Here is a 13177-nt window from a genome sequence, read left to right as displayed (position 1 = left end):
GGGAACTCCGTCACGGAAGACGGAGTATCTCACGACACACCTTGTCGGACTCCCTTCACCTTCGGGCATGCGCGGCGGCCGTAGGGCTTATCGAATGAGTCAAGTCGCTGAATCAACCGGGTGTTTGCGCTAGAATCCCCCGCCTGACAACCCGATTTAAGGATCACGCCGATGTCTCTTTCCCCGAAGGACAAATCCCAGCAGACGACGCCTCCCCGCCCCCGCGGCCGGCCCCGCCTTCCCGTGTCCCTCAACTGCGTTCTCACGATGCGCCTCAATCAGGATCTCTACGCCTACGCGATGAAGATGGGCGGCAGCGCCTACGTCCGCGGTCTGATCGAGGCCTCCCGGGCTCAGGAGGAGGAGAAGCGCCGCGGTGAGGACGTCTTCGTGACGGCGGTCGACTAGTCCTCGAGCGGCCGCCGATCCGAAGCACCGCTCGATTCGAGGACCGCGCGTGTCGTCATCAGGTCTTCGACGCCTACAAAAACGATGAGCTGTTCGACCGCACCAATGGACAGGGAGATTTCTCCGCCCGCGGTTCGGAATTCATCAACTTTCTGACGACCGTGCTCACCTGCCGGATGCGGCATAAGGCGCAGAGGGCGGGGCTGCTCGGAAAGCTCTCGTACCGAGATCTTTTGGAAGATCTGGGGACGGCATGGAGAAAGGTTGAAGGCCCGCTGCCCAGGGCATTCTCGAAATGGGTGCGCAAGCGCACGAGGTCTGGCGGCTTCGCAACGACGCTGCGGACGCCTGGCTCGCACGGTTTCGAAGCCGCACCTGGCGCACCTTCGGCGCCGTCGGGACAATCCGAGTGGGCGTGAAGGCCTGCTGCGACATAGTCTTCGTGCGCAACGGCTGGGAAACCGAGGCCTTCGGCGTTTAGTTTTGTGGCGCTTCGGGGCGGTGCGCTTCGCCGCTGAGCACCTCCGCCACCGCCCGATTCACCACCGCGAGCGGGATCCGCTCCTGCTCGAGGCGCCCCTTCACGGCCTTGAGGGCGTCGAAGAGCGCCGCCTCCTCAGCGGTGAGCCCTACGGGGCGCTTCGCGACCGGGACGGGCTCCTGCGCGGCGAGCCGCCGCCATTCCTCCCAGACCGCGCGGTTCATGAGCACGCTCTCGGTCTGCGGCAGCGCCCGCCGGCATTCGGCGAGGATCGCGAGGCCGTGGGTGTCGAGGTCGCCGAAGTAGAGGATCCGCCGTTGGGCGAGCCACGGGACGTTCCGGAGCGCCGCGACGCCGTAGCCGAGACCGATCAGAATCGGCACCGACGGGTCCGTCTCGACGGAGAGTCCCGTCTGCTCGTTCTCGATGATGAGGACGGCCGGAGCGTCGGCCGGATCGGTTGGATCCGCGGCCAACCGCTCGAGCGTGAGCTGCACGACTTCATCCGGATCTCCGCCCGTCCAGTGTCCGGCGTGCCGCACGCGCACGAAGACGGGCTTTTCGCGCAGCCCCGCGGCGGCGAGAAACTCCGCGGGCGAAGCCGCCGCCGGCTCTCCCATCACTCCGCGGGCGAAGTTCCAGAGCCGGAAGAGCGCCGTGCGGTGGGTCTCGAACCATTTGGTGTCCACGCCTTCGACCGGAATCTCCCGCACGAAGAGCCCGGAGTCGGGATGTTCGAGCAGCCACCCGGCGACGTCGATGAGCCGACGGAAGTCCTCGTCCGCCATGTCGCTCGAGGAGTGGACGCCCGTAGGCCGGAGCGCCTTCAAGAGGTTCAGGATCCGTGCGCGGCCTTCGGTGGGGCGCTGGTCTTTGGCGACCCCGTCGAGACGGGCGAAGCGGTCGATGAGTTCGAGCACGCGCTCAAGCGCCGCGGCCCAGCCTTCGGGCGAGGGGATTCCGGGGACGCGGAGCGCGTGAAGCACCCGGCAGAGAGATTCGGGCGAATCAACGGCGATCCGCGCGGGGAGCTCGGTCTTGACGCCGAGCCCGCGCCAACGCACCGCCCGCCAGGAGACCGTCCACCCGGGCGCTTCGCCGAAGCGCCGCCATTCGGTGGAGAGGCGCTTGAGTTCCACGAGGCCGGCCGCGGCCTCGGCCTCCGTCACGCGTCCGAGCGGACGCTCGAGCGGAAAGGCGGATGCTTCGTGAGCGGCCTCTTGCGTGGCCGCATCTTCGGCTGGAGCGGCCGCAGCACCCGCGCAGCCGCGGCGGCGGGCCGCCTCTTCGGCGAGCCAGAGGCTGGAACTGCGCGCGAATGCCCGGGCGAAGGCGGCCGCGGTCTCCTCGACCGTCCGGATCACGACGACGCCTCCGTCCCGAAGAGCGAGGGCGGCGGCGGGAGCTCCTCAGGGGCGTCGCGCTCGGTTTCAAGGATCTCCGAGGCGGCCGCGGCCATCAGGGCGTCGAGGCCGCCCAATCCCGCGTCGTCCCTGACGCCGTTCGCTTTGAGCTTCGGCGTGGCCTTGGGCACGGGAGCGTAGAGGCGCTTGAAGTCGAGCCTTCCCGTCTCGTCGTCGTACGTGACGGCGAGCCCGCTCGAATGGCGGCGGTTCTCCATCACGACGTAGTAGGCGCCGCCGATGTAGGGCTCGAGCGTCACGACGGACTTTTCGGGCGTCGCGACGATCATCTGGAAGCCGAAGCGTCGGAAGATGTTCATCGAGATGTCGGTGAACTCGCTGTCGGCCTTGTCGAACGCCTCGTCGAGAATCACGGGCGCAAAGACGGGGAGCGACACCTCGGGCGAGCCCGAGGCGGCGTCGCTCATCAGCTGATAGCGCAGCGCCGCCGCGAGGCACGTGGTCGTGAGCTTCTGGCGCTGGCCGCCCGACTTGCCCGACCCCGAGAAGTAGGTTTCGATCACTTCGCCCGCGGCGTTGAACTCCACCGCCGTGAAGGCGACGTGGCGGCGGACGTCGAGGACCGTACGGCGCCATTCCTGGTCGGCGGCGTCGGCGGACTTGAAGCGGTCCACGAAGCGCGCGATCGACTGGTAGCGGGCTTCGGCTTGGGCGTCCGTGACGTCGTCGGCCCAAGCGTTCTGGATGAGTTCGCCCAACTCCGTGCGGAAGGCCTCGACGTCGGCGAGCCGCAGGTCCTTCACCTCGATCCTGAGGTGCGTGTCGCCGTCGGCGAGCCGCGAATAGGGGGCGTCGGCGAGCGATGCGTTCACCATCGCCATGCGGCTGATGATGTCCGTGCGGGCCTTCTTCAGTTCGTGGTTGAGCGTCGTGAAGTGCTGCAGCGACTGCGTCTCGAGAAGCTCCTTGAAGCGGCGCTCGTGGCGCGGCAGCCCGTCCTTCTCGATCTCCTCGAGCTTGCGGAAGAATTCAGGCGCCGACTCCAACGAGTCGTCGAGCTCCGCCGCCGTGCCGGGATACTTCGCGAGGTACTCGCCGAACCTGGCCGTCACGCCCGCGGCGTGGAGAGTCTCCTTCTGCCGCGCGTCCGAGAGCTCCTCGTTGACGGCGTCCGTGAGGGCGCTGCGCCGGTCGATGAGGTTTTCGAGCGTGAGGACGAGCGTGCCGGCTTCGGTCGCACGGCGGTCGAGCGCGGTGAAGGATTCAACCGGCGGGCGCTGCACGCCTCCGGCGGCCGCGGCGGCTGAGAGGCGCGCGAGGGCCTTTTGGGCGCGTTCGGCCTGTTCGTTGTTTTTCGCGACGGCGCGAAGGGCGTTCTCGAAGTCGGCGCCTGCGTCGGCGAGCGCCTTCATGCGGGCGCGCTTGAGTGTTTCAGTGCGCCGGATCTCCTCGTCGAGGCGCTTCAATTCCGAGTTTTCGGACTGCAGCGTCGCGAGCTTCGCTTCGGCGCCCTCGAGCCGACCTCGGCAGCCCGCGGCGTCGATCTCCGCCCACTCGGTGTTGATGAGGGCCGAGGCGGCGGCGAGCCGCTCCTGCGCGTTCTTCGCCTTTTCCTCGACGTCGCGGATCTCCTTTTGGATCGCGGAGACGGTCTCGGCCAAGCGCCGCGCGTCCTCCTCGTAGGCGGCGAGCTTCTCCTTGTTCGTGAACCCCGTCACCCAGCGGCGGCGGTCGTCCACGGCGGTGCGGTCGTCCTTCTCGTGTCGCTCGGCCGAGTGCTTCACCTGGCCCGCGCGGGTCACGGCCTGGTCGACCCGGCGGAATTCCTCGAGCGTCTCCGCGCAGAGGTGCGGGAAGCGCGCGGCGCATTCGGCCGCGAGCCACTTGAACCAACGGCCGGCCTTGTAGTCGAGCTTCGAGGCGATGCTCCGCGGGCGGAAGAACCCGTCGAAGTCGCGCGCGCCGCGCACGCGGTAGTAGACGACGCGCCCGTGGAGGCGTTTCTTTTCAAGAAGCTCCGTGAAGGCCGCATAGTGACGGTCGTCCACGAGGATCGAAAGCGCGAAGTTGTGGAGCACGCGCTCCATCGCGCCCTGCCATGGGGCCTCCTCGGGCTTCACCTGCAGGAGTTCGCCCGCAAAGGGGAGGTCCTCCTCCGTGAGCCCAAGCTCGCCCGCGAGTTCGGCGCGCAGGTCGAGGTTCTTCGCCGGGATGTTCGAGGGCCGGGCGCGCAGCGACTGCACTTCGGCCACCGTCTCTTCGAAGGCCTTCTTCTTCTCGCGCTCGTCGCCCGCGAGCTCGTAGAGGCGCGTTCTGCGGCCGTCGGCTTCGGAGGCTTCCTGCTCGAGCACGCCGCGCATCTCCTCGACGAACCCGGGCCAGGCGGCGGACTGGTCGGGGAGCGCGCGGCCGAGCGCGGCGGCGCTGCGCCGGGCGCTGCGCTCCTTCACCTCGACGCGGGCGAGTTCGGTGCGCAGGTTCTCGATGCGCTCGACCAAGCGCGCGATCGCCGCACCGCCCGCCTGCGCGTGCTCGAGCCTCAGGTCCTCGAGGCGCTTGACGGCCGCGTCGAGCTCGTCCTCGGCCGTGCGCTTCGTGCGTTCGGCGTCTTCGCGCCGTGCGGTGAGCTTCGGGAGCTCTTCGGCGAGAAGGCGGCGCTTGGTCTGCTCAACCCACCAGGGGAGCGCGTCGCGCTCGCGTTCGAGCGTCTCGCGGCGGACCGTTTCAATGCGCCACTTGTCCCAGGCCGTGCGGGCCGCGGTGAGGATCTCGCACTGCGCCTTGGCGGTGAGCACCTCCTGGTGGGCCTTCGAGAGGTCGTCGAATTCGGCCGTGAGCCGTTCGGCCATCTCGAAGGTGCGCGGCTCCTCGAGCATGAAGGTTCTGAGGAACGTGTTGAGCTCGCCGAGGTTCTTCGCCGACTGGGCCTTGGCGAGAAGCTTCAGGGCCGCGGGGTGGCGGATCCCGAAGCGGTCGCAGAAGGCGTCCATGTAGGCGTTGAAGCGCGTGAAGCTCGTCAATTCGGGGAGGCGCGACTTCAGCCATCGCCAGTCGAACTGCGACTTCACGAAGCCTTCGAAGTCCGCCTTGTTGAAGCTGTAGGCGCCGTTGATGATGAAGTACTGCCGGTTGATCGCGGACTCTTCGTTGGCGCTCTTCCTGATGCAGGCGACGAGCATCAGCGTCGTTTCGGCGCCGCAGGTGTCCACCAGGGTCACGGCGACCGCCGAAAAGGTCGCCTCACGGCGCAGGTACTGCACCTTCGCGCGCGGGCCGCCCGTCGCTTCGGCGTCCGACTGCGTGGACCAGGCGCCGCGGACGTAGGTGAGGAGGCTGCGGTCGCTCCTGCGCCCCTCGCCCTCGCGCGCGGCGGCGTTGTAGGCGGGATTGGGGAAGAGGAGCGTCACGAGGGCGTCGAGGAGCGTGGACTTCCCCGACCCCGAAGCGCCCACGAAGAGAAAGCCCGTGGTGGAGATCGGGATGTCGTGAATGTTGCTGAAGGTCCCCCAGTTGAAGACCTGCAGGCGCTTGATGCGCCACTGCACGAAGCCCTGAAGAAGCGAATTGGTCATCGGACTTCTCCTTCGTTGGCTTCGTCTGCCTCGTCGGCTTCATCGTCGGTGAGCTCGATGGCGGCGCCTTCGGCCTTGAGCATCTCGTAGCGGCGGCCGAGCTCCGCCTTCTCCTCGGGGGAGGCGGCGTCGTTCATCATCCGGCGAACGTACGCGGCGCGCAGCGTTTCGATGTCTGCCGTGGGGAAGAGGAGCGGGAGCACCGGGCTGATCTCCATCGCGTCGCCCGACTTGAGCTGAAGGAGGATCCGCCGCTCGGTGAGGCGCTTGATGACGCCCATGAAGTGCTTCTGGAAGACGGGCGCGTTCTGATCGGCCGCGCGGTCGAAGAGCCGGAGCATTTCCGCCAACTCCACCTTCGTCACGACGGCGCGCTCGCCCCCGGCGCGGGCGCGCATCAGGCGGTCGCGGAGTTCGAGCAGCATCGCCGAGTCGAGGAACCTGAGGCGCACCGTGTTGAGCAGCGACGGCGCCTCAAGGTCCCCGAGGTCGGGCCTGCGGCAGAAGGCGACGCCGAACTCGTCGTCGATCAGCAGGTCGAGGTAGAGGTCGGAGAGCCGCTCGCGGACGAGCTTTTCGTTCACCTTGAGGACCTCCCAGAGCCGCACGCTGCGGCTGCGCTCGAAGTAGGGGCCGCGGAGCAGGTTGACTAGCACCTGCCGCGTTTCGGCGGGGAGCGTCCCCGTGTCGCCCGGGTAGAGCGGTTCGGGGGCGGGGGCTTTGGGCTTTGCGTCGGGGCCGTCGGCGGCGACGTCGTCGTCGGGGAGGTCGTAGGAGATGGTCATCTTGAGGGGGAGTCCTTTCGGGAAATGTTCTTCTGCGGTTTCGTCCGTACGGTCGGTGCGTCACCGCCAGCGGTGCGAGGCGCGCATGCGCTCGACCGAGGTCATCGTGAACCAGTAGAGCGGAATGCGGGCGCTCCTTTCGGCGTCGTTTCGGTCGCGCCAGGAGAGCGCTTCGTCGAGCATCACGGGCTTCTCGGGGACGGCGTAGTCGGCCGTGGCCATGTCGCGGTCGGCCGCAGCCTCGCGCAGGGCGGCGTCGGGCGCGAAGTCGCCCGGCATTCCGGGGGCGCCGGGCTCGCCGTAGCGGGTGGCGAGCGAGAGGAGTCCCACCACGGAGCCGAGGCCCTGCTTGACGGCGAGCGCCCCGTAGACCTCGCCGATCGTGACGCGCTCCGGCGCCCCAGCGGCCGTGAGGAGCGCCTCGACCGTGCGCATGAGCGCGGGGTAGTCGATCTCCGCCGCGAGGATGCGCTCAAAGACCGTGAGCGCATCCACTTCGGGGCGCTCGGCGCGGCCGATCTCCACGTCCATCGGCATCTCCTCGGAGTCGTCCAAGACGTACTGGTCGATCGAGCGCACCTGGGCGGAGGGGAGCGTCACCGGGAGGAGCCCCTCCTTGACGCCGATCGTCTTCGCGAGGCCGAGCGCGGCGCGGCGGGCTTCACGGATGAGGTTTCCGAGGCGCCGCTCCTCGACGTAGCTCCTCGTCTGCACGAAGTCCTTCAAGGAGCGCGCGAGCTGCATCATTACGTTGTTGATGCTCCAGGCGCGCTCGACGAGGCCGTTGCGGAGGTTCGAGAGCCGCCGGCGCTCGTCCATGGAAAGCGCGCGGTAGAAGTCGCGTTGGGCGATGCGGTTCAGGGCGTCCTCGAAGTCGGCCTCCGCCCGGGGGTCGGTGAGGAGCCGGAAGAAGGCCGAGAATGCGCGGCCCGCATCGCTCTCTTCAATGCCTTCGTAGCCCTCGAAGAACGTGTCGAGAATGACGCCGCGGGAGTCGGCGCTCTGCAGGATCCGTCCGCGGAACGCGCGGTTGAGGCGCTCAAATTCCTCGCGCACGCGCCGGAAGTCGGCTTCGAGTTCGCCGACGAGCTCGAAGATTTCGCCGACGCGGTCGAGCGCAGCCTCCTTCGAGATGGAGGCACTTTTGCCCGCGCGGATCGCCTCGATCTCCTCGTCGATGCGGCGCTTCTCCGCCTCGAGCTGCGCGATGCGCCCGGCGCTGCTGCGGTCGGAGTCGGCCGCGAGCCGCTCGATCGCGTGGGTCACCATCTCGAGGCGCGACTCCGTGGGCCCGGAGCGCTTCATCTGGAAGCGCGAAAGCGTGCGGATCGCTTCGAGCCCGGCGGCGGTGAGCTCGTACGTCTCCTCGCTCCTTCCTTCAACGAGCCGGCAGACGATGTAGCCGTCCTTCACCCAGCGCGAGGCGAGGATGCGCGCCTCTTCGCGCGTGATCGTGGCGTCCGCTCCTTCGGCGTAGGCGTGCACGAGGCGCTCGAGGAAGACCGAGGCCGGGAGCTCGCGCTCGGCGTCGAAGAGGAGCGCCTGCAGAATCGCAATCGAGACGGGGCCGGTGTCGGCGGCGAGCAGCCGCCAGATCGGGCTTTGGCGCAGGGTGCGGTAGGTTTCAACAAGGGTGCGGATGGACATGGGCGGTGGTCGGTCGGGTCCTGAGGTCGGAGGTTTTCGGGGAGGCTGAAGCGCCGGGAAGGAGGGCGGTCGGAGGCGAGTAGAGGACGCGACGATGAGCGGCCGGCCTTCGGTCAGAGTTCGGTCTTCGGCGGGCGCGTGAGGTCGACCCAGCCCGCGCTCACCACGGCGTGCTCGAGCTCGTCGAGCGTGAGCTCCACGCCGCTCGATTCGTCGCCGCAGGCGGGCCAGACGGTCGGGTAGGCCTTGAGCGAGAGGTCGAGGTAGACGGGGACGCCCGCCTTCACGCCGAAGGGGCACACTCCGCCCGGGGCGTGGCCGACGGCGGCTTCAACGTCGGCCGGCGCAATGAAGTGGGGCTTGACGTGAAATGTCCGCTTGAACTTCCCCCCGTCGAGCCGCACGTCGCCCGCGGCGACGATGAGGATCGGGCCCTCGGGTCCCGTCACCGCCATGGTCTTGGCGATCCGCGCGGGCTCGACGCCGATCTCATGGGCGGCGAGTTCGACCGTGGCGCTCGAACCCGAAAAACGATGAATGCGGCCTTGGAAGCCGCGTTCGGCGAGCCACGCTTGGGCGGCGGCGAAAGACATGGGCGCACCTCGTGAGGTAGTTCAATGTGTTCGTCGGATTCTAATGATGCGGAGCGCCTCGAGGCTCCTCGATGCGCGGCAGAGGATCGTTCTCCCGGCTCTTTTCTCATGCATATTGAGGCGGCCTCCGCCGTTGTGCACGTGTACAATAGCGCCGTCTCTTCGAGGAGTCCCTTATGTCCCTTCAGTTCCGTTCCCATTCGTCTCAGCCGCTCACCCGCCGCTTCCAAGGAGCGTTGAAGCGTGCGGCCCTCTGCGCCGCGGCCCTCTGCTGCGGGTTGGGCGCCGCCTCGAGTGAGGCCGCCGCCCTGCGGATCGGCACGCTGCCCGCGTCGGATGCGGTGCTTCTCTACGCGGCCGAATCCGAGGGGTGCTTCACGCGTGCGGGGCTCGAGGTGACGCTCGTTCCCTTCCGCTCGGCGGTGGAGTTGGGCGCCGCGATGCGCGCGGGCGAGCTTGACGGCCACTACGGTGACCTCATGAACGTGCTCCTGCAGTACGCGGGCGGCATCCCGCAGGCAGTCGCCGTGACGGCGACGCGCGCGCACGCGGGGACGCGGAACTTCGCGCTCCTTGCCTCCCCCAAGGCCGCCGAGCGCCTGCAGAACTTCGACGACCTCAGGAAGGGCGCTCCCGTCGAGACGGCGATGAGCTCGGCGACCATCATCGACTATCTCCTCACGCGCATGGAGGAGACGGAGAACCTTCCGGCCGACCGGCTCAAGAAGATCGAGATCAAGCAGATCCCGATCCGGCTGCAGCTGCTCCTCGCCGGGAAGATGGACACGGCGCTGCTCCCTGAGCCGCTCGCCTCGGTCGTTGAGGCGAAGGGCGGGCGCACGCTCTGGGATGATTCGAACCTTGCCGAGCCCCTGGCCGTCGTGGCCTTCAAGAAAACGGCCGTCACGGAGGCCGTTGTGGCGGCCTTGCGCGGGGCGCTTTCCGAGGCCGCGCACCGCATTGAGTCCGACCCGGTGAAGTTCCGCCGCCTCATGGTCGAGAAGCGTCTGCTCCCTCCCGCCGGGGCCGAGCGCTACGTGATGCCGAAGTGGTCGGTCTTCGGGACGAAGGACGGTCTTGCTCCTCTGCCCACCGAGGCCGAAGTCGAGCGCGTCGGCGCCTGGATGCTCGGCAAGGGCATGGTGAAGGCGCTCCCGCCCGCGCGCGACGTGGTCTTCCCCTGATCCGCATCAGAGAGCGGCCGGGAGGGAGACAACTCCCGATTCAAAATCAGCGGGCCGCAGGTATCATCCTGCGGTAAAACTTTCGCATTGCTTCTCCCCCCGCCGGGAGCCGCGCTCGCCTGCAGGCCTCACCCGCAGGCGGGCGCGTCCGCGTCCGGTCGAAGCGCACACCCGACCATTCCCCAAGAGGTTTCTCCGTGAAGATCCTTCTCCTCCCCGACAGTTTCAAGGGTTCGCTTTCCGCGCACCGCGCCGCGTCCATTCTCGAGGAGGCGGCGAGGAAGGTCTTCCCCGATGCTGAAATCGTCTCCTGGCCCGTCGCCGACGGCGGTGAAGGCACGCTCGCCGTCGTGCAGAAGGCCGCGGGCGGGGCGCTTCTGCCCGTGCCGGTGACCGGCCCCTGCGGGCAGCGCGCGCAGGCGCGCTACCTCTCGATCGGGCAGACGGCCGTGATCGAGCTGGCCGAAGCCGCGGGCTTGGGCAAGCGCCTCCCCGGTTGGAGCGCCATGCGCACGACGACGTTGGGCGTCGGGCAGCTCATCGCGCATGCGCTGCAAGTCGGCCACACCCGCATCGTGATTGCGCTGGGCGGGTCGGCCACCACCGACCTCGGCTGCGGCATGGCCGCGGCCCTCGGCACCCAGTTCATCAACGAGGCGGGCCGTCCCTTCGTGCCGACGGGCGAGACCCTCGGCCAGGTGCGCTCCATCCGCTTGAACGGCTTCTTCTTCCAGAAGAAGGGCGGTCCCCGCATCGAAGCCCTCTGCGACGTCTCGAATCCCCTCTACGGGCCCGACGGAGCGGCGGAGGTCTTCGCGCCCCAGAAGGGCGCCACCCCTGACGAGGTGAAGCGCCTCGATGAGGGGCTGCGCCACGTCGCCTCGCTCTTTGAAAAGCGCGGCGCGCGGATCAACGATCTCCCCGGCGGCGGCGCCGCGGGCGGCACGGGTGCGGGCGTGGCGGCGTTCCTCAACGGCCGCCTCGTCTCCGGCATCGACGCGCTCCTCGACCTCATGAAGTTCGAGGAGGCCGCCAAGACCGCCGATCTCATCGTGACGGGCGAGGGCTGCGTGGACGCCCAGACGAAGGGCGGCAAGGTCGCGGCGGGCATCGCGCGCCGAGCGTCCGGCACGCCGGTAGTGGTCTTCGCGGGAAGCGTCGACGCGGATCAGCGCGAACTCGAGGCCCTCTACAAGCTCGGCGTCACGGCGGTGCTGCCGATCCTGCGCACTCCGGCCACCTTGGGCGATGCGATGCGCGATGCACCCGAAAACCTTGCGGCCGCGGCCGAGAGCTTCTTCCGCATCTGGGCGGCGAAGCGCGGCTGATCAGCTTTCCAAAATAAGTGCAGGGCGGAGGTTCTCCAACGGGATCTCCGCCTTTTTCTTATGGAATGCCGCCGATCATTCAGCCGCCAAAGCCGCCGTCAGCCGATTGCCCGTCATGGAGATCTACGGCTCCCCCCGTTTTGCCTCCAGCACCATCATTCATGCGCGCAATGCACTGCTGAACGCCGACTCGGAAGTGATCGTTTGGAAGAATGAGTCTGTCCGCATCGGGGCAAGCATCCATTCGTCAGGCACAATCTCGAATGGATGATCAGAGAAGCCCAACAACGGGTTTCTGCACTATCCAAGCAGACAAAAGCGACTGCGTCGCCGCTTTATCCCACTTGTCGGTCGATCACGTCATTGCAACGCCTCTCAAGGCGGATTTCGTCTCGATGAATTCGAGGTGCCGGAGTACGACCGTCGACGTTATGGGGGGCAGTTGTATTGACTTTCCCGGTGAACCATCTTCTGGAAGTTGACGTGAGCGAGAAGCAGCGCATCCATGACGTAATCACCGGTTTCTCCGAATGCAGCGAAGATCTCTATTGAACGCCTCCGGAAGCAGATTTCCTACTGACGCTTCAAGGCCGAACTCCATTCATCCGTCAGGATCTGGTTTTGAATCATGGGCTCGTCTCGAAATCGGTCCCGGCGAAAACCTCAACGGCGTCGAGTGCTTCTCCTGGTTGCTCAAGGCCGCAGCGCCGGCGGAGAGCGAGATTGCCCGCTGATGCTCGAGCCCATCGAGGAGGTCGGGCGGTTGGTCCTGTTGGCCTGGCGCCACGCCGAGCATGCGCCGAGCGTCTTCGCAGTGAACTCGCATCCTTCTGCGGATTCCATTGCGGCGCCTCAGGTGCCTTCCGAGAGGTGTGGCGCCTTCTCTTTTGATTCGTCTCGGCCGACATCAGCTCGAACGATCTGCTCTTCATCATTCAATCGACTCGAAATACCTCTTAGACGTATTGAAGCGTTCAGCTCAGATGCCATGGATGAGGACTGTGGCGAAGCGTTTCGCAATGCAGATTTGCTACTCAACGGACGTGGTTGACAGAGTGCTTGCATTCCGTAGTTAGACATCTGTCAACGAGTCAACTTCGAGAAAGCGTCGGACGCCATATTGATGATTGGTAAGCATTGCAATGAAAAACGCTGATCGGATCTTCTGATCTTCTCTTAATGCCGGTAAACATTTATTCCGAGCTGCAGAAGAGAGATTCGGCTCTCCAGAAGGCGTACAGCTTTCCCGTAGACTCGACGAAAGAGGACGTCGCTCCCAATTTGAGCATTCACTTCCTCACAACTGCGCTTATGCAGGATGACGACCTAATGCAGCAGCCCGAATCCACCCGGCCGCCTGAAATTCATAGGAGCAGTCTTCTCATTCGGTGGAAATGGAGACCAACTCTTCAAACCGTTGAATGCCGCCGCCCGGCCTTTTGGTTCATGCGTGGAGCGACGTCCGCCGGAGAAGCGGGCGGGGAGGGCAATGATTGTGCAGCGGGGCGCCCCGCGGCTTCTTGTACAGGTTCGAGCTGGCGGTGTTCGACTCCCTTGCGCATGCATCAGGCTGCCCGGCTCGGTGAAGCCGTCCGCGAAATCCTCCGGAAGGCTCTGCAGCGAACCACTTCGCTGCAGAGCCTTCCCTGAGGCACAAGATTTTCCAGCGTCTTTTAGGAAAACGACTGATTTCGATCGTGGACTGAAAATCATCGCGCCTCATGCAGAAGCGGCGCCCGGACGTCTTTATCCTTCCTTTCCCGGGCTCAATCCGGCCGCTTCAGCGAAGCGATTTTCGTGCGCCTTCACCGAACG

At 66.7% G+C, this 13177-nt stretch carries 9 protein-coding genes; 4 read left to right on the top strand and 5 right to left on the bottom strand.

Annotated elements, in window-relative coordinates; genetic code table 11:
* The first annotated feature begins 171 nt into the window (after positions 1–171).
* Positions 172–408: a hypothetical protein gene (locus ACT6Y9_RS03910; RefSeq protein ID WP_295480126.1), complete on the top strand. Its 237-nt coding sequence runs from the start codon at positions 172–174 to the stop codon at positions 406–408.
* 295 nt (positions 409–703) lie between these two features.
* Positions 704–889, top strand: coding sequence for a hypothetical protein (locus ACT6Y9_RS03905; RefSeq protein ID WP_443743568.1), 186 nt, complete (start codon positions 704–706; stop codon positions 887–889).
* Here the strand turns inward: ACT6Y9_RS03905 and ACT6Y9_RS03900 are convergent.
* The 5 genes from ACT6Y9_RS03900 to ACT6Y9_RS03880 all read right to left on the bottom strand — a co-directional run bounded on the left by ACT6Y9_RS03900 (position 886) and on the right by ACT6Y9_RS03880 (position 8850).
* Complete coding sequence (locus tag ACT6Y9_RS03900) at positions 886–2253, bottom strand: Wadjet anti-phage system protein JetD domain-containing protein (RefSeq protein WP_443743567.1); 1368 nt, start codon at positions 2251–2253, stop codon at positions 886–888. The two genes, ACT6Y9_RS03905 and ACT6Y9_RS03900, sit on opposite strands and share 4 nt — an antisense overlap.
* Positions 2250–5825, bottom strand: a complete 3576-nt coding sequence (locus tag ACT6Y9_RS03895; RefSeq protein ID WP_443743566.1) for an ATP-binding protein — start codon at positions 5823–5825, stop codon at positions 2250–2252. The genes ACT6Y9_RS03900 and ACT6Y9_RS03895 overlap by 4 nt, the downstream gene beginning before the upstream one ends.
* The gene (locus ACT6Y9_RS03890; protein WP_443743565.1) at positions 5822–6610 is read right to left on the bottom strand and encodes a DUF4194 domain-containing protein; all 789 of its coding nucleotides are present in this window, start codon (positions 6608–6610) and stop codon (positions 5822–5824) included. The genes ACT6Y9_RS03895 and ACT6Y9_RS03890 overlap by 4 nt, the downstream gene beginning before the upstream one ends.
* Before the next feature lie 60 nt (positions 6611–6670).
* Positions 6671–8257 carry a DUF3375 domain-containing protein gene (locus tag ACT6Y9_RS03885; RefSeq protein ID WP_443743564.1) on the bottom strand — a complete coding sequence of 529 codons (1587 nt, stop codon included), beginning with the start codon at positions 8255–8257 and terminating at the stop codon, positions 6671–6673.
* A 113-nt stretch (positions 8258–8370) separates the two neighbouring features.
* A complete protein-coding gene (locus tag ACT6Y9_RS03880; RefSeq protein ID WP_443743563.1) occupies positions 8371–8850 on the bottom strand; it encodes a YbaK/EbsC family protein in 480 nt (159 codons plus the stop codon).
* Between the two features lie 176 nt (positions 8851–9026).
* On the opposite strand from ACT6Y9_RS03880, the gene ACT6Y9_RS03875 reads away from it, so the two are divergent.
* Positions 9027–10034: an ABC transporter substrate-binding protein gene (locus ACT6Y9_RS03875; RefSeq protein ID WP_443743562.1), complete on the top strand. Its 1008-nt coding sequence runs from the start codon at positions 9027–9029 to the stop codon at positions 10032–10034.
* 197 nt (positions 10035–10231) lie between these two features.
* A complete protein-coding gene (locus ACT6Y9_RS03870; protein ID WP_443743561.1) occupies positions 10232–11362 on the top strand; it encodes a glycerate kinase family protein in 1131 nt (376 codons plus the stop codon).
* Positions 11363–13177 lie beyond the last annotated feature (1815 nt).

Source organism: Sutterella sp. (assembly GCF_052272535.1).
Taxonomy (GTDB): domain Bacteria; phylum Pseudomonadota; class Gammaproteobacteria; order Burkholderiales; family Burkholderiaceae_F; genus Sutterella.
The sequence above is the reverse complement of the archived record's forward strand: the minus strand, read 5'-3'. Positions and strand labels throughout refer to the sequence as shown.